This is a genomic window from Halomonas sp. ATBC28 (assembly GCF_005937175.1).
GTDB classification, from domain to species: Bacteria; Pseudomonadota; Gammaproteobacteria; order Pseudomonadales; family Halomonadaceae; genus Vreelandella; species Vreelandella titanicae.
Window position 1 is genome coordinate 265,148 of the sequence record NZ_VCQL01000005.1, and the last position, 16,330, is coordinate 281,477.

General features: G+C 55.8%; 13 protein-coding genes. 5 read left to right on the plus strand and 8 right to left on the minus strand.

Translation table 11 applies throughout. From position 1 onward, the window contains the following. Nucleotides 1-9: 9 nt before the first annotated feature. The 4 genes from hflD to E0L35_RS07790 form a co-directional block, all read right to left on the minus strand. Nucleotides 10-648, minus strand: coding sequence for a high frequency lysogenization protein HflD (gene hflD / locus E0L35_RS07775; RefSeq protein WP_138799973.1), 639 nt, complete (start codon nucleotides 646-648; stop codon nucleotides 10-12). Then, nucleotides 645-1,832: a tRNA 2-thiouridine(34) synthase MnmA gene (mnmA, locus tag E0L35_RS07780; RefSeq protein ID WP_138799974.1), complete on the minus strand. Its 1,188-nt coding sequence runs from the start codon at nucleotides 1,830-1,832 to the stop codon at nucleotides 645-647. Before mnmA ends, hflD begins: the two co-directional genes overlap by 4 nt. Before the next feature lie 82 nt (nucleotides 1,833-1,914). Further along, complete coding sequence (locus E0L35_RS07785) at nucleotides 1,915-2,355, minus strand: NUDIX hydrolase (protein ID WP_027959682.1); 441 nt, start codon at nucleotides 2,353-2,355, stop codon at nucleotides 1,915-1,917. Continuing rightward, nucleotides 2,355-2,990 (minus strand): pseudouridine synthase, encoded by a 636-nt coding sequence (locus E0L35_RS07790; protein ID WP_138799975.1) that lies wholly within the window; start codon nucleotides 2,988-2,990, stop codon nucleotides 2,355-2,357. The genes E0L35_RS07785 and E0L35_RS07790 overlap by 1 nt, the downstream gene beginning before the upstream one ends. A gap of 175 nt (nucleotides 2,991-3,165) precedes the next feature. Between E0L35_RS07790 and E0L35_RS07795 the strand changes: the two genes are divergently transcribed. The 3 genes from E0L35_RS07795 (at nucleotide 3,166) to clpA (ending at nucleotide 8,463) form a co-directional block, all read left to right on the plus strand. Continuing rightward, nucleotides 3,166-5,400, plus strand: a complete 2,235-nt coding sequence (locus E0L35_RS07795) for an NADP-dependent isocitrate dehydrogenase (RefSeq protein WP_138799976.1) — start codon at nucleotides 3,166-3,168, stop codon at nucleotides 5,398-5,400. Nucleotides 5,401-5,738: 338 nt separating this feature from the next. Continuing rightward, entirely contained in the window at nucleotides 5,739-6,047 is a 309-nt protein-coding gene (gene clpS / locus E0L35_RS07800) for an ATP-dependent Clp protease adapter ClpS (protein ID WP_035538640.1), read from the plus strand. Nucleotides 6,048-6,186: 139 nt separating this feature from the next. Continuing rightward, the gene (clpA, locus tag E0L35_RS07805) at nucleotides 6,187-8,463 is read left to right on the plus strand and encodes an ATP-dependent Clp protease ATP-binding subunit ClpA (RefSeq protein WP_022520422.1); all 2,277 of its coding nucleotides are present in this window, start codon (nucleotides 6,187-6,189) and stop codon (nucleotides 8,461-8,463) included. A gap of 191 nt (nucleotides 8,464-8,654) precedes the next feature. Here the strand turns inward: clpA and infA are convergent, their stop codons facing one another. From infA to aat, 3 genes are all read right to left on the minus strand, one after another. After that, nucleotides 8,655-8,873, minus strand: coding sequence for a translation initiation factor IF-1 (infA, locus tag E0L35_RS07810; protein ID WP_007111068.1), 219 nt, complete (start codon nucleotides 8,871-8,873; stop codon nucleotides 8,655-8,657). A gap of 131 nt (nucleotides 8,874-9,004) precedes the next feature. Beyond that, nucleotides 9,005-9,739, minus strand: coding sequence for an arginyltransferase (locus E0L35_RS07815; protein WP_171051131.1), 735 nt, complete (start codon nucleotides 9,737-9,739; stop codon nucleotides 9,005-9,007). Between the two features lie 63 nt (nucleotides 9,740-9,802). Continuing rightward, nucleotides 9,803-10,549 (minus strand): leucyl/phenylalanyl-tRNA--protein transferase, encoded by a 747-nt coding sequence (gene aat, locus E0L35_RS07820; RefSeq protein ID WP_138799978.1) that lies wholly within the window; start codon nucleotides 10,547-10,549, stop codon nucleotides 9,803-9,805. Between the two features lie 131 nt (nucleotides 10,550-10,680). On the opposite strand from aat, the gene E0L35_RS07825 reads away from it, so the two are divergent. After that, entirely contained in the window at nucleotides 10,681-13,932 is a 3,252-nt protein-coding gene (locus tag E0L35_RS07825) for a DNA translocase FtsK (RefSeq protein WP_138799979.1), read from the plus strand. A 191-nt stretch (nucleotides 13,933-14,123) separates the two neighbouring features. Then, on the plus strand, nucleotides 14,124-14,789 hold the full coding sequence (gene lolA / locus E0L35_RS07830; protein ID WP_138799980.1) for an outer membrane lipoprotein chaperone LolA: 666 nt from the start codon (nucleotides 14,124-14,126) through the stop codon (nucleotides 14,787-14,789). Nucleotides 14,790-14,891: 102 nt separating this feature from the next. Here the strand turns inward: lolA and E0L35_RS07835 are convergent, their stop codons facing one another. Beyond that, nucleotides 14,892-16,226: a replication-associated recombination protein A gene (locus E0L35_RS07835; RefSeq protein WP_138799981.1), complete on the minus strand. Its 1,335-nt coding sequence runs from the start codon at nucleotides 16,224-16,226 to the stop codon at nucleotides 14,892-14,894. Nucleotides 16,227-16,330: the final 104 nt, after the last annotated feature.

Consider the following 16,330-nt stretch of genomic DNA (forward strand, 5'->3'; position numbering starts at 1 on the left):
AGTAGCCGTCTAGTCGAGGCTATCCAGTGCCCGGCGTAGCGCTTTACGCTGGAATACCAGTTTCCAGCGGCGCCCGCCTTGCTGGTGCCACAATAATCCAAAGCGAATCCCCGCCATTAAGCAAGCGCGTACACGCTCAGGCATCATGCGGCTCTGCAGCAGTGATGGATCCCCTTGCACCACAATGCGGGTTTTAAAGGTGGATATCGTCTCTTGGTACGCTTCCCCAAGACTGGCCACCACGTTTTCATGGGTAGTGCCAAAGTGCTCGGCTTGACCCTGAATGCGGGTTAATTTTTGGCCCAGTGAATCCATCATGTCGTTATTGGTACGCAGCTTATTCATTAGCATCAGCAGCGAAAAACCGTAGCGCAACACCACCGGGTTCGCCTGCTTACGCCCCACCAGGGCTTCTAAGGTATCCAGGCCGCGGCGCAGATTATTGGGGTGCCCGCCATAAATCGCCTCGAAGCTTTCCGGGTTAGTATCCACAGTGGCCTCAATCAGCGTTTCCCAGGCGCGGGTGTCGACCTGCCCGTTGCGAGCCAGCTCATCGACCAGGCTGGCGGCTTGAAAGACGCCAGCAAGGGCAAGTGCTTGGCGGACTGCCGGAGAATCGGGGGCGCGATGAATCGGGGTAGGATTCATGCAGCAGCCTCCGCGGCTTTCTTCCAGGTAGCGCGAATAACGCCGCCGCCCAAGCATATGTCGCCATCGTAAAGCACCAACGACTGGCCAGGGGTGACCGCCCACTGCGGGTCGTCAAACGTGACCTCAACGCCACCGTCGGGCAGCGCGCGCATTTCACAGCTGCAGTCGCTTTGCCGATAGCGCGTCTTGGCGGTAAAGCGCCCCTGCTGAACCGGCGGCTCACCCGCCACCCAATCCATGGCCTCTGTGACCAAGGTATCGGAGTAGAGCAACTGGTCATGCTTACCCTGCACCGCGATCAGTACATTGCGATCAAGATCTTTTGCCGCCACGTACCAGGGGTCTTCGGAGTAGTTGGCAAGCCCGCCAATGCCTAGACCCTGGCGCTGGCCCAGGGTGTAGTACATCAGCCCCATATGTTTGCCGATGACATCGCCATCCGGCGTTTCAATGGTACCGGGCTGGGCGGGCAGGTACTGCTGGAGGAAATCGCGAAACCGGCGCTCGCCGATAAAGCAGATGCCGGTGGAGTCTTTTTTCTTAGCGGTGATCAACTCGTGCTGTTCTGCAAGCGCGCGTACGGCGGGCTTTTCCAGCTCACCTACGGGGAACAGGGTACGGGCAATGGCGGCTTCTGGCACTGCATGCAGGAAGTAGCTTTGATCTTTATTGCTATCCAGGCCTTTCAGCAGGCGCGGGCGAACATCGCCATCGCCTTGGCTAACATGCCCTTTACGAACATAGTGACCAGTGGCGATTTTGTCGGCTCCGAGCATTTCAGCGTACTCAAGGAAGACCTTAAATTTGATCTCCCGGTTACACAGAATATCCGGGTTGGGCGTGCGGCCCGCTTTGTATTCGGCTAAAAAGTGCTCGAATACATTATCCCAATACTCGGCGGCAAAGTTAGCGGTGTGCAGTTTAATGCCCAGTTTGGCGCAGACCGCCTCGGCGTCGGCGAGATCCTCTTTGGCCGTGCAATATTCGGTTCCGTCGTCTTCATCCCAGTTTTTCATAAACAGGCCTTCGACCTCATAGCCTTGTTGCATGAGGAGAAGGGCCGAAACGGACGAGTCGACGCCGCCGGACATACCGACAATCACTTTGCCATTAGCGGCTGTGGCGGATGACTCAGTGGTGGATGAGCCTGGCGTAGTTGGTTCAGTGGATGACATGGGCATCCTCAGTTGAAGTAGGGTGCAAATAAGCAGTGTGCAGTTGGGCGAGGATTATACACGATGGGGGGTAATGGCTTCGAGTGCTTCACTCGCGAATCACCGACAGGGGATAGCCAGGCCCGCTGAGTGCATCCTCGATACGTTTGAGTACCAGCGGGCTGCGTAGGCGCGCCTGCTGATCTAACGACCGTATTTGCTCAATGGTAAGCCAGTGGGTGGCAAAGATATCCGGGTCGAGGGGGAGGTCGAGTTGATGAAGCGGCGCAGCAATAAAGCCGTGGCTGTGAAACGTTTGCCCTTCGTCGGTATGAAATACGTATAAACCCAGATATCCGGTGAGCGATACCTGCCATGCAGTCTCTTCCAGTACCTCGCGCAGAATGGCCGCTATGGGACCTTCGCCGGGTTCAATATGCCCAGCGGGCTGGTTAAACACACTTTGCGGGCCGCCACGCTGCTCTTCTACCATCAAAAAGCGCTCGCCCTGCTGGATGACGCAGGCCGCCGTGCTGCGAATAAGGCTCATCAGGGGTTCCTGCGTTTTGTGGTGGGCCGCCTACGCTGATCTTTTCGCGGAGCAATTCGTCGCTGACTTGGGGGCGTATTCGTCGGTCTGGGCGCGTGTAGGGCTTCTTTGCGCCATTCGCCAGGTGCCAAACCATCCAGCCGCCAGGGGCCGATCGCTACGCGAATCAAGCGCAGGGTGGGGTAGCCGACATGAGCAGTCATACGGCGAACCTGGCGGTTACGGCCTTCGCTTATGGTTAGCTCCAGCCAGCTAGTTGAGGGGTGGCGTTTGGGGTCGATGGGAGGGTGGCGTGGTGCGGTCGTAGGCGGATCTATTCTGTGCGCTTTGGCCGGCTGCGTTGGGCCATCTTTCAGCGCAATGCCTTGGCGCAACGCCTTCAATGCCGTGTCATCTATTTGCCCTTCCACCTGGGCCCAGTAGGTTTTGGGCTGCTTATGGCGCGGATGAGAAATGCGGTGAATCAGCTCGCCATCATTGCTGAGCAGCAGTAGGCCTTCAGAGTCGTAGTCAAGTCGTCCTGCGGGGTAAATATCTTTCACATCGACATAATGCGCCAGGGTTTGCCGCCCCTCACGGTCGCTGAATTGGCTCAGTACCTGGAAAGGCTTATGCAGTAAATAAAGGTTGCTCATGACTTCTCGTTGCCCCTTTTACTTTCTATTCGCTCTCAGGAATAGGTATGTCGACAATGCGCACGGCGGGCAGCGCTGGTATACTCCGGCTACCTGATGGGGCGCCCATCGTTGAGCTCGCGCTCCGCTCAAGATTTCTTGCCATCGCAGCGAAAAGAGAGAGGTTAACGCAAAAATGACCAAAACGCCGAAGATCATCTATACGCTCACTGACGAAGCGCCCGCGCTCGCGACGCACTCCCTACTGCCGATTATCGATGCCTTTACCGATTCTGCCGGCATTCAGGTAGAGACCCGCGATATTTCCCTGGCCGCTCGCATCATTGCTCAGTTCCCTGACTATCTGAGCGAAGAGCAACGGATCGGCGATCACCTGGCGGAGCTTGGCGAACTGACCAAGACCCCAGAAGCTAACATTATTAAATTGCCCAACATTAGCGCCTCTCTGCCTCAGCTAAAGGCGGTGATTAAAGAGTTGCAGCAGCAGGGTTACAAACTTCCTGACTACCCTGAAGCGCCCCAAAGCGATGAAGAGAAAGACATTCAGGCGCGCTACGACAAAACTAAAGGCAGCGCCGTTAACCCGGTGTTGCGTGAAGGTAACTCGGATCGCCGCGCTCCGCTGTCGGTCAAGAATTACGCCCGCAAATATCCCCACCGCATGGGTGAGTGGAGCAGCGACTCCAAGTCCCATGTGGCGCATATGAGTGGAGGCGATTTCTACGGCAGCGAGAAGTCCGCGCTGATTGAAAAAGCCACCGATCTCAAGATCGAGCTGGTCGCTAAAGATGGCAGCACCACGGTGCTCAAGCAGAAAACCTCGGTACTGGAAGGCGAAGTCGTCGACGCTGCGGTCATGAGCCGTAACGCGCTGCGTCGTTTTGTGGCCGACGAAGTCGCTGACGCAAAAGCCAAAGACGTGCTGTTCTCGCTGCACCTTAAAGCGACCATGATGAAGGTCTCTGACCCGATTATGTTCGGTATGGTGGTCAGCGAGTTTTATCAGGACGTGCTGAGTAAGCACGCAGATGACCTCCAGCAGGCGGGCTTCGACCCCAATAACGGTATCGGCGATCTCTATTCGGCCATTAAGTCACTGCCGGAAGAGCGTCAGACCCAGATTGAGGATGAGGTTCAAGCACTTTATGCCGAGCGCCCGCGCTTGGCGATGGTGAACTCCCATAAAGGGATCACCAACCTGCACGTGCCCAGCGATGTGATTATCGATGCTTCCATGCCGGCGATGATCCGCGATTCCGGTAAAATGTGGGGCGCCGATGACCAACTGCACGACGTCAAAGCCGTCATTCCTGATCGTTGCTACGCCGGTATCTATCAAACGGTCATCGATGATTGCAAACAGCACGGTGCCTTTGATCCGACGACTATGGGTAGCGTACCCAACGTAGGTTTGATGGCCCAGAAAGCTGAAGAATACGGCTCCCACGATAAGACCTTCCAGATTCCTACCGACGGTACCGTACGTGTCACCGATACCAGCGGCAATGTAGTGCTTGAGCACAGCGTTGAGCAGGGCGACATTTGGCGGATGTGCCAGACCAAGGATGCCCCGGTTCGCGATTGGGTGAAGTTGGCGGTTAATCGTGCCCGCGAAAGCGGAACGCCGGCTATCTTCTGGCTGGACGCCCAGCGCGCCCACGATGCTCAACTGATCAAGAAAGTCGAGAGCTACTTAAAAGAGCACGATACCACTGGCCTGGATATTCGTATCATGACGCCAGAAGAGGCCATGCGCTTCTCTCTGGAGCGTATCCGCAAGGGCGAAGACACTATCTCCGTCACTGGTAACGTACTGCGCGACTATCTGACTGACCTGTTCCCGATTATGGAGCTCGGCACCAGCGCCAAGATGCTCTCAATCGTACCATTGATGAATGGCGGTGGCTTGTTTGAGACCGGCGCTGGCGGCTCTGCTCCCAAGCACGTTCAGCAGTTGCTGGAAGAGAACCATCTGCGCTGGGACTCGCTGGGCGAGTTTTTGGCCCTGGCGGCATCCCTTGAACACCTGGGCAGCACCTTCGATAACGCTCGGGCAAAAATGCTGGCCAAAGCGCTCGATCAGGCGAACGGCAAGTTCCTGGATAGCAACAAGTCGCCGTCGCGCAAAGTGGGTGAGCTGGACAATCGCGGCAGCCACTTTTATTTGGCGCTATACTGGGCTGAAGCGTTGGCAGAGCAGAGCGAAGATAGCGAAATGCAGACGCTGTTCAAACGCTTGGCTGACGCGCTAACGGCCAAAGAAGCGACCATTGTCGATGAATTGAACAGCGTTCAGGGCCAGCCTGCGGATATTGGTGGCTACTTCCACCCGGATCACGAGCTGACGGCTAAGGTGATGCGCCCCAGCCAGACTCTCAACGAAACGCTTGCCATGGTCGCAAAAGGCTAATAGAGACCGCCTGTGATTAGGCTGAATGACCCCCGTCCGCTTGGCGGGCGGGGGTTTTGCATTGCACTCGCTATTGCGCTCTGTAATATTTTAAGTTTTCCATGAACCCTTGCTGATCGAAAGCGTCTTACGTTTAGGCTAATAAGCTATAGTAGTTAAGAAATTATAGTAGTTAAGAGGCTACAGTTAAGAAACTACACTAGTGAATTGGCGATGTGAGGTCTGATAAACGCTTCCATCGGTCAGTGTCGAGACAACCAACCGTGCAGCTTATGCCCAACCAAGATAGTTCATACTTGACCGTGTTACCCGTAAAAGCGGGGATGACGCGGCCAGATATGCCCGATGAAGATGGTGATATAGCGGTACAGTCAGCAGAACCGGCGCTGGCGCAACCACCGCTTTATAAGGTAGTGCTTCACAACGACGATTACACGCCGATGGAATTTGTCATTGAAGTGCTGCAAGATTTTTTTAACATGGACAGCGAGACGGCCGTTCAGGTCATGCTCGCCGTACATACCCAAGGAAAGGGCACTTGTGGCGTGTTTACGCGCGATATAGCCGAAACAAAAAGCTATCAGGTAAATGAATATGCCCGTGAGTGTGAGCACCCGTTGATAAGTGATATTGAGGCCGCCAATTAAAAGCGTTGAGAAATAATTGGTGGTGAGGCTTGCAACCGTGCCATTTGTACCCGATGTTGAGAGTGCCGGTCGACTAAATTGATCCGACGCAAGCCCTAGGTGGCGACACGCCCTAGGTAGTAGCGAAAAGGGGACTGCCATGCTGAGCAAAGAACTTGAAATGACCCTGAACACGGCCTTCACCGTGGCGCGTTCAAAGCGCCATGAGTTTATGACCGTTGAGCACCTGCTGCTAGCGTTGCTAGATAATGCCTCAGCGGTAGACGTACTGAAGGCCTGCGGGGCTAACCTCGACAAGCTGCGGTCCGATCTGCAGGATTTTATTAACTCGACTACGCCACTGATTCCAGAAGGCCAGGGTGATCGTGAGACCCAGCCCACGCTTGGTTTTCAGCGTGTTTTACAACGGGCGGTCTTCCACGTTCAGTCATCTGGCAAAAGCGAAGTGTCCGGTGCCAATGTGTTGGTGGCGATCTTTTCCGAGCAGGAGAGTCAGGCGGTATACTTCCTTAAGCAGCAGAACGTTGCGCGGGTCGATGCAGTCAACTACATCGCCCATGGTATCTCCAAAGTGGCCGGTCACGGGCCGTCTCCCTCGCCTTCTTCACCTGAGAGTGAAGACGCGGAGGAGGGTGGCAGTGAGGGCGCTGCGCATCCGCTCACTGGCTACGCTACCAATCTCAATGAACAGGCACGGCTGGGTAAAATTGATCCGCTGATTGGCCGCGACCACGAGCTTGAGCGCGTGGTGCAAATTCTGGCCCGTCGGCGCAAAAACAACCCGTTGTTAGTCGGTGAGGCGGGTGTAGGTAAAACCGCCGTGGCCGAAGGCCTTGCCAAGCGTATCGTCGAAGAAGACGTTCCCGATGTTATTGCCGATGCGGTGGTCTACTCGCTGGACATGGGCGCGCTACTGGCCGGTACCAAGTACCGTGGTGATTTTGAAAAACGCCTCAAAAGCCTGCTGAGCGAACTACGCAAGCAGCCTAACGCTGTGCTATTCATTGATGAGATTCACACGGTGATTGGTGCAGGTGCCGCCTCTGGTGGCGTGATGGATGCGTCCAATCTGCTCAAGCCGCTGCTCTCTTCGGGCGAATTGCGCTGCATTGGTTCGACTACGTTCCAGGAGTTCCGCGGCATCTTTGAGAAAGATCGTGCTCTGGCACGGCGCTTCCAGAAGGTGGATGTGATGGCACCGTCGGTGGAAGACACCATCAAAATCCTCAAAGGGTTGCGTTCACGTTTTGAAGAGCACCACGAACTTAAGTACACCGATGGTGCGCTTGAAAGCGCAGCGCGCTTAGCGGATCGCTACATCAATGACCGCTTCCTGCCCGACAAAGCGATTGACGTGATTGACGAGGCAGGGGCTCACCAGCGTCTATTGCCGCCAGAAGTGCGCGCCAAGACGATCGATGTCGAGCAAGTGGAAGCCGTGGTAGCGTCCATTGCACGTATCCCACCGAAGAGTGTTTCAAGCTCCGACCGCAAGCTGCTCGAGAAGCTGGATCGTGACCTGAAGATGCTGGTGTTCGGTCAGGATGAGGCGATTGATAGTCTCTCTGCGGCTATTAAGCTGTCCCGGGCCGGGCTTAAATCTCCCGATAAGCCCGTTGGTAGCTTCCTGTTTGCAGGTCCCACCGGTGTGGGTAAAACCGAAGTGGCCAAACAGCTGGCGCATATCATGGGCATTGAACTGGTGCGCTTTGATATGTCCGAGTATATGGAGCGCCATACCGTATCGCGCCTGATTGGTGCGCCTCCAGGCTATGTCGGTTACGACCAGGGTGGTCTACTGACTGAAGCGGTGACCAAGCAGCCGCACTGCGTGTTGTTGTTGGATGAGATTGAGAAAGCGCACCCGGAAGTCTTTAACCTGCTGCTGCAGGTCATGGATCATGGCCGCTTAACGGACAACAACGGGCGTGAAGCGGACTTCCGTCACGTTATCGTGATTATGACCTCTAACGCTGGTGCGGAGCAGGCGTCGCGTCGCTCCATTGGCTTCCAGCACCAGGATCACTCCACCGATGCCATGGAAGTGATCCGCCGTACCTTCTCACCGGAGTTCCGCAACCGCCTGGACGGTATTATTCAGTTCCACTCGCTGCCGGTCTCGGTGGTGCGCAATGTGGTCGACAAGTTCTTGATCGAACTACAGGCGCAGTTGGATGAGAAGCGTGTTCAGTTGGATGTAGACGACATGGCGCGTGATTGGCTGGCCGATAAAGGCTACGATCCTGACATGGGTGCACGTCCAATGGCGCGCCTCATACAAGAGAAGCTGAAGAAGCCATTAGCCGAAATGATTCTGTTCGGAGAACTGGCTGATCAGGGCGGTATTGTCCATGTTAGCCTGGAGGAGGGCGAGTTGCACCTTTCCACAGAGACTGAGATGGCAGATGCGCCCTGAAAAGGGCGCTAAGCCGTGCTAAAAGCTATCTTTCTAATACTCATGCTATATGCATAAAAACGCAGCGCCCTGTCATCGACGGGGCGTTGTCGTTTTTAGTGAACCGCCATTGACGCTGATCGGCGCTGTCGTTAAAAGACAGTCTAGCTGGAGCAGTTAAAATCAGCCGAGCGCGTTAATGGTGTAACGACTTAGCGCGAGCGGTAAACGATACGGCCTTTAGACAGGTCGTAAGGTGTCAGCTCAACTTTTACCTTGTCGCCGGTCAGAATGCGGATATAGTTTTTGCGCATTTTGCCGGAGATATGAGCGGTAACAACGTGACCGTTTTCCAGCTCAACCCGAAACATGGTATTCGGAAGGGTATCGACGATAACGCCTTCCATTTCAATATGATCTTCGCGTGCCATATAGGCATGTCCTCACTGATGAGTTAGTAATGTCATTATCGGTCAGAATTTGAGTGCCGCTAGGTGGGCACTCAAGAAACAGCGCTATATTGTGCCGTAAGCCCGTCGTCAAGGCAAAAAAGCTGGCATTTTTAGCGAATCAGCGGCCGCCAATGGCGTCCATCGAGTATTTCCAATGGCGCGAAAGCCTGCTTGTAGCGCATCTTACGGCACTCTTCGATCCAATACCCTAAATAAAGGTGCGGCAGCGCTTTTTTGCGGCTGAGCTCGATGAGCTGAAGAATGGCAAAAGTGCCTAGTGAGCGCTTGTCCAGAGTCTCGCTAACGGCAAAGAAGGTGTAGATTGCCGAGAGCCCATGCTCCAACTGGTCGAATGCAGCCACACCAACCAGCTCTTCGTCGAGGTACATCTCCATCAGATGGGCATAGGACTCATCAAGGGTAAGGAAGGTGCGGTACTGCTCGCGGCTGGGCGGGAACATATCGCCGTCAGCATGGCGCTGACGAATGTAATTCGCGTAAAGCGAGTAGTGAGTAGACGCAAAGTGAGCAGGCACAATACGGATGCTTATATCGGCATTGCGGCGCCAAATTTTTCGTTGCGTGCGGTTAGCCGCAAACTGGTCAACCGGAATACGCACCGAGCGGCAGGCGTTGCAGCCCTCACAGTGAGGGCGGTAAAGATGGCGCCCACTGCGACGAAACCCTAGCAGCGCCAGCGAGTCATAGACACCTGGAACGGGCGACTCCTGCGGGTCGAGAAACAGCGTTGTCGCTTCCTTGCCGGGTAAATAGCTACAGGCATGCGGCACGGTAAGGAAAAAGCGCAAATCCCGCACCGGCCGACGCGGAGTGTTACTACTCACGGCCTGCCTCCTCATTGTAAAAAAATGGTTGGAACAGAATAAGTTCGTCACGATGGTTCATCACTACGCATTACCCTCGGTGGCAATCGCCTTAAGCCAGAGCGATGCAGGAACAGTGGGTGTTTCAGTGGGTGACGTGGTAAACGTAAATGCCTTATCGGGTAACCAGTTTTTAAGATAGTTGATGAATGCCTCGCGAGCGACTGTAATAGCGCCCAGGCTTGCCAGATGAGGCGTGTGCATTTGGCAGTCGATGAGTTTTCCGTCATGTTCGCGCATGGCCCTGGCGAGATGGGCCAGCGCTACCTTGGAGGCATCCGGGGCGCGGGAGAACATCGACTCGCCAAAAAACACCGGCCCCATGGCGATGCCATACAGCCCGCCCACCAGTTGGCCGCGTTGATGGACTTCGATGCTATGAGCAATGCCTAGAGCGTGCAGCAGCCCGTAGGCCTCGCGCATTTCGTCTGTAATCCAGGTGCCCGCCTCTTCACCACGCGGGGCGGCGCAGGCCTGAATCACCTGATCGAAGTGTTGATCCAGGGTGATATGAAAGCCACCATGGCGTAATCGTTTGGTGAGGCTACGACGCTGCTTAAATTGCTCAGGTAGGAGTATCATGCGCGGGTCTGGACTCCACCACAGAATGGGGTCGTCGTCGCTGAACCAGGGAAATATGCCCTGCCGATAGGCTTCTACCAGCCAAGCGGGCGAGAGCTCCCCTCCGGCGGCCAGCAGGCCATTGGGGGAGGCCAGCGCTTGGGAGGTAGTTGGAAAATTAGGATGTGGCGAGGAAAGCCAAGGTAGCATTACTTGCTCCTGTTACGACGTTCTTGTACTGAGCGCTTTACGATAGCCTCTGTGACGGCGGAAGGATGCTCGGTATCATGCAAACTCGCAAGTGGATTAAAGACGCCATTGAGGTGTAAAGGGAGAGTCGCTTGAAAGTGAATAAAGCAGTAAACAAGCGAACGCAGCGTAGCGCGCGTCAAACACCATCATCGGCTTCAGCTGCGCGCGTTAACGCCGCAAAGGATAAGGCTCGTCGTTTTGGCCTGCGCTTACAAGGCTCCGTGCGCGAAGGCGTAGTGGTGATCCTGCTGGCGCTGTGTGTTTTCTTATTATTAGCGCTATTTAGTTACCAACCCTCTGACCCAGGCTGGTCTTATCAGGGCCCTGAGACAGATGTGGGTAACTGGATGGGGCAGGTTGGCGCTTGGCTGGCCGATGTTCTCTACTCACTGCTTGGCGCCAGCGCTTTGTGGTGGCCGGGTATGTTCGGCTTTGCCACCTGGTGGCTGATTCGCTCACGCCAGGTACGTTTTGAACTCGACCCCGTGGCAATTGCTGTCCATGCGGGTGGCTTAGTGCTACTTATTTTCGGCACTACCATGTTGGGTGCGCTGCACTTTTATCACCCTGAGAGCATGCTGCCCTATGCCTCAGGCGGTATTTTGGGCGAAGGTTTGGTTGGTGCGTTAAGGCCTTTAGTGGGAAGTGGTGGCGTTGGTTTAATCGCTGCGGCGTTAATTTTAAGCGGCTTTCCGCTGTTTAGCGGTATGTCGTGGCTGCAAGTGGCTGATGAGCTCGGCAAGCGTATATGTCGGCTGGGTAGCTGGTTATCGGCACGTCGCCAAGCGCGTCGTATGCGCGCTGCTCAGCGAGCGGCTGCCAAAACTGCAGCCAAGTCTCAAGTAGCGCCTGAAGCGCAGACTCAAGAAGCTAAACCTGAAGCTGCACCCGCTGAGATAAAGCCTGCGGCAGAGCCAGTAGGGAAAAGCCCCAGTGGCCGCGAACGCCGTGAGCCAGGCTTCTCTGTACCACTTTCCAGTCGTGAGGCGAACAGCTCTTCAGAGAGCAATGCGTCAGAAGCGAGTCCTTCAAATAGCAACGAAACCACGGATACTTCGATTCCCTGGGAGGCCGCAGCGTTTTCAAGTAATAAGCATGTGCCTGCTAAAACACCCGCGCCTATCTCTTCGACACCTACCGCGGAGCCGACGGTTTCAGCGCCTGGGGCAGCCCCGTCAGTGACGCCAGCGGCTAAAACGGCAGAAGAGGAGGGAGCAGCGGCACCCCCAGCGCCGCGGGAAAATGCCTTTGTCCAGGCAGAGGTAACGTCAGCAGCGCCTGAGACTCAAGCACCTGCGCCCGGTGATGAACCCAAAGAAGCCGAGACTTCCTTCCCGCTGCGTGCTACTCGTCAAGAAGAGCCTCCGGCGCCTGCCAGGAGTAACTTCTTTGCCAGCGATGAGGCGCCCGCCGAGAAAGAGACTGTTCATGCCGCGCCCGTTGAGCGTCGCAGTGAGCCATCACTCACCGCTGATCCCAGCAGCAGCCAAGCTGAACCACGTGTTGGTGAGCCACATATTGGTGACACTGATGCTGCCTGGAGCCCTGAGCGCGTCACCGCGCCTGAGCCTGCACGTAAACCTGAACGTGTAGCGGAAGTAGTGCCTGAGCCGGTGTGGGACGATGAAGAGATGGATGATGAGCTGTATGCCCAAGGCCGCGATGGAGGAGCGCACTCAACGACTACTCCTCCGTCCACGCCCACCCCAGCAGCTCGCCAAGAACCCAGCTTTGCGCCCGAAGAGAGCACGCCAGAGGCGGATGAAGGCCCCGCCCTGTGGACCGTGGAGCATTTGCAGAGCCAGCGGCCTGCTTTTGAAACTCTGGACGAACCTGAGGGCGACGTGCCGAGCTTGCAGCTGTTGACACCTGCAGAACCGTATCAACCCAATTATAGTGACGAGCAGTTGGCTGATATGGCTGAGCTGCTTGAAGTGCGGCTGCGCGAATACGGTGTGAAAGCGGAAGTGGTGGATACCTGGCCTGGGCCGGTGATTACCCGCTTTGAGATCAAGCCCGCCGCGGGCGTCAAAGTGTCTAAAATCAGTAACCTCGCCAAAGACCTGGCGCGCTCCCTGATGGTGAAAAGTGTGCGAGTGGTCGAGGTTATTCCAGGGCGTCCCACGGTGGGTATTGAAATACCTAATCCCAACCGGGCCATGATCCGCCTGCGCGAAGTTATCGACTCCGACCGTTACCAGCAGGAGACGTCACCACTCACCATGGCGTTAGGCCAAGATATTGGTGGCAGCCCAGTGGTCGCCAACCTGGGCAAGATGCCCCACTTGCTAGTAGCCGGTACCACCGGGTCGGGTAAGTCGGTGGGCGTTAACGCCATGCTGATCTCAATGCTGCTTAAAGCGAAGCCTAGTGAGCTAAAGCTGATCATGGTCGACCCGAAAATGTTGGAGCTGTCGGTATATGACGGCATTCCCCATCTGCTGGCGCCCGTGGTCACCGATATGAAAGAAGCGGCCAACAGCCTGCGCTGGTGCGTGGCCGAGATGGAGCGCCGCTACAAGCTCATGGCGGCCATGGGTGTGCGCAACATCGCGGGCTTCAATGGCCGTTTGGATGAAGCGGAGCGCGCCGGTGCCCAAGTGGCAGACCCGCTCTGGGAACCGCAGCCCTGGGAAGTGCATCAGCCGCATCCAGTGCTGGAGAAACTGCCCTACATCGTCGTGGTGATCGACGAGTTTGCCGATATGTTTATGATCGTCGGCAAAAAAGTCGAAGAGCTGATTGCGCGCTTGGCGCAAAAGGCACGCGCCGCAGGTATCCATTTGATTCTGGCTACCCAGCGCCCCTCTGTGGATGTTGTGACTGGCTTGATCAAAGCCAACATTCCTTCGCGGATGGCGTTTCAGGTCTCATCCAGAATTGATTCGCGCACCATTCTGGATCAGGGCGGCGCTGAAAGTCTGCTGGGGCATGGTGACATGCTCTATCTACCTGCAGGTTCCGGACCACCTAACCGCATCCACGGTGCCTTTGTGGACGATGACGAAGTACACCGCGTGGTCGATGACTGGAAGCGCCGTGGAGCACCCGAGTATATCGAAGAGATCCTTTCTGGTGGCGTATCCGCCGATGCCTTAACGGGTCTTGAGGCTGAGGGGGGGGATGGCGACGATGCGGAGCAGGATGCGCTCTACGATGAAGCCGTGCAGTTTGTCACTGAAACGCGCAAAGCCTCGATTTCCGCCGTGCAGCGTCGCTTTAAAATTGGCTATAACCGGGCCGCTCGCTTAGTTGAGGCAATGGAGGGCGCCGGTGTGGTGACCTCTATGGGCTCTAACGGTGCTCGGGAAGTGCTTGCCCCGCCTCCGGTGGGCCATTAACCGCTTGATGAAAGCCACAATTATGCAATAAGCGTGAAAGTAGCGCCGCGGGTGAAACCCTGCGGCGTTTTTCTCGTCTGATTGTTACGTTTTTGAGTTAGCCATGGCCGGTTAAGCCGACCTCACTGCTTGATTTTTAAGCAACAGTTTTGAGCAACAGTTACCGGGCAACGGTTGCCTAGGGAGATTATATGCGCGATACGCAAACAAAACGCACTTCAGCAATGGGCGCTTCGCCACTGGCATTTGCGGCAAGTGCCTTGGGTTTAACCTTTGGTGCTCCCGCTTGGGCAGACGATGCTGCCGAGCGTTTGACTGAACGGCTGGATCCGCTTGAGCGTTATCAAGCGGATTTTGAGCAGCAAATTCTTGATGGCAGCGGGGAACGCCTCCAAAGCGCGCGTGGTGAGATGTGGCTGTCTCGCCCCGGTATGCTGCGTTGGGAAGTGGAAGCGCCTTACTCTCAAACCGTGGTCTCTGACGGCGATGATGTGTATATGTACGATCCCGACCTTGAACAAGTCACCGTTCAAGAGATGGACGATCGAGTAACCCATACCCCTGCGTTACTGCTGTCGGGAAGCGTGGACGATTTAACCGAAAGCTATGAGGTATTCTACGAGCAGGACGGGGGAGAAGATGTCTTTACCCTAGTGCCTATCTCGGCCGATACGCTGTTCGAAGAGCTAAGCATGGTGTTCGATGCCGATACGCTAACCGAGCTGTGGATGATGGACAGTACCGGCCAGCGCACCGCCATTACCTTTAGCAATATCACCCTCAATGGCGAGATTGCTGAGAACATGTTTGATTTCGAAATTCCCGAAGGCACCGATGTTATTCGTGAAGAGCTTTAAGGGTGAAGCGTGAATGGTAAGGTGTGAGGAGTCAGTCGTTAAAGATAAGTAATTGCTGGAGAGTGGCAGTTAAACCTGCCACTGGTTTAACCATCAGGCGCCTTAGGGCGCCTGATCTGCTTCCTGGTCAAGATTTTCCCGCCATGCCATGATTTCCCCAAAGCGCTTCTCCTGACCAAAGGCACTTGGCTTGAAGAAGGTGGCTTTAGGCAGCTCTTCAGGCCAGCAGTCGTGGGCGCTTCCCGCCGGGTAGCCGTCTGGTTCGTTATGCGCATAGCGATAGCCTTCGCCATGACCCAACTGCTCCATCAGCTTAGTGGGCGCGTTGCGCAGGTACGTCGGTACCTCAACCTGGGGCTGCTGGCGTACGTACTGCTTGGCTTCACTCCAGGCGCGGTCAATGCGGTTACTCTTGGGCGCCACTGCTAAATGAATTGCCGCGTGGGCAATTGCCCGCTGGCCTTCGTAATCGCCCAGGCGTAAATAAGCATCCCAGGCGGCAATCACCAGCGGTAGCGCGCGAGGGTCAGCATTGCCGACGTCTTCTGAGGCAATCGCGGTCAGTCTGCGCACTACGTCCAACGGGTCACCGCCGCCCTGCATAAAGCGGGCCATATACAGCAATGCCGCGTTAGGGCGTGAAGAGCGTATCGACTTATGAATGGCCGAAAGTAGATCATAATAAGCGTCCCCCTGCTTATCGAAGGCGCTGGCCTGATGGCCGATCACATCGGCGAGTACCTCTTTATGCAGTACTTCGCCGTTTGCTTCCTGAGTAGCGAAATCGCAAGCGGTTTCCAGTAATCCCAGCGCCCGTCGTGCGTCGCCAGCGCTAGCGTGGGCCAGAGCAGTTAATACTTCGTCATCAATCTGAATGTCACGCTTGCCCAGCCCTCGCTCTACGTCGCTGAGTGCCTGGCGCATCACCGTGATCAGTTCCTCATGGGTAAGCGATTTCAGCACATATACCCGCGCACGGGATAGCAACGCCGAGTTGACTTCGAAGGAGGGGTTTTCGGTGGTGGCACCAATCAACGTTAACAGGCCCGACTCCACGTGGGGCAATAATGCGTCCTGCTGGCTCTTGTTGAGGCGATGAATCTCATCTAAAAAGAGGATAACCGTGGAGGACATCTGTTGGGCCCGCTCCACCACAGCGCGAATCTCTTTTACTCCGGCCATCACCGCGCTGAGGTGCTCCAGATGGGCCTGGGAGGCTCGGGCCAACAGCTCTGCCAGCGTGGTTTTGCCAACCCCTGGCGGCCCCCATAAAATCATTGAGCGCACAATGCCTGACTCCGCCATGCGACGTAGGGGTTTATCTGGCCCCACCAGCGCTTGCTGGCCCACGTAATCGTCCAGTTGGCGTGGCCGCATACGAAAGGCTAACGGAGCATCGTCAGCCGGTGTCGCCTGAGCGCTATCAAAAAGATCCATGTAAGCTTCCGTTATAAATCAGTACGTTGAGCAACAAATTGCCAACAAGTATAGGTGGTAAACTGCGTCTTAGAGAACTACCTTAGACGTAACCTATCAGAAAG

Excerpts from the sequence above, each read along its gene's own strand:
- E0L35_RS07835 (WP_138799981.1), bottom strand. The coding sequence starts at position 16,226 with ATGGATCTTTTTGATAGCGCTCAGGCGACACCGGCTGACGATGCTCCG.
- E0L35_RS07790 (WP_138799975.1), bottom strand. The coding sequence starts at position 2,990 with ATGAGCAACCTTTATTTACTGCATAAGCCTTTCCAGGTACTGAGCCAA.
- hflD (WP_138799973.1), bottom strand. The coding sequence starts at position 648 with ATGAATCCTACCCCGATTCATCGCGCCCCCGATTCTCCGGCAGTCCGC.
- mnmA (WP_138799974.1), bottom strand. The coding sequence starts at position 1,832 with ATGCCCATGTCATCCACTGAACCAACTACGCCAGGCTCATCCACCACT.
- E0L35_RS07785 (WP_027959682.1), bottom strand. The coding sequence starts at position 2,355 with ATGAGCCTTATTCGCAGCACGGCGGCCTGCGTCATCCAGCAGGGCGAG.
- aat (WP_138799978.1), bottom strand. The coding sequence starts at position 10,549 with ATGCTACCTTGGCTTTCCTCGCCACATCCTAATTTTCCAACTACCTCC.
- infA (WP_007111068.1), bottom strand. The coding sequence starts at position 8,873 with ATGGCACGCGAAGATCATATTGAAATGGAAGGCGTTATCGTCGATACC.
- clpA (WP_022520422.1), top strand. The coding sequence starts at position 6,187 with ATGCTGAGCAAAGAACTTGAAATGACCCTGAACACGGCCTTCACCGTG.
- clpS (WP_035538640.1), top strand. The coding sequence starts at position 5,739 with ATGCCCGATGAAGATGGTGATATAGCGGTACAGTCAGCAGAACCGGCG.
- lolA (WP_138799980.1), top strand. The coding sequence starts at position 14,124 with ATGCGCGATACGCAAACAAAACGCACTTCAGCAATGGGCGCTTCGCCA.
- E0L35_RS07795 (WP_138799976.1), top strand. The coding sequence starts at position 3,166 with ATGACCAAAACGCCGAAGATCATCTATACGCTCACTGACGAAGCGCCC.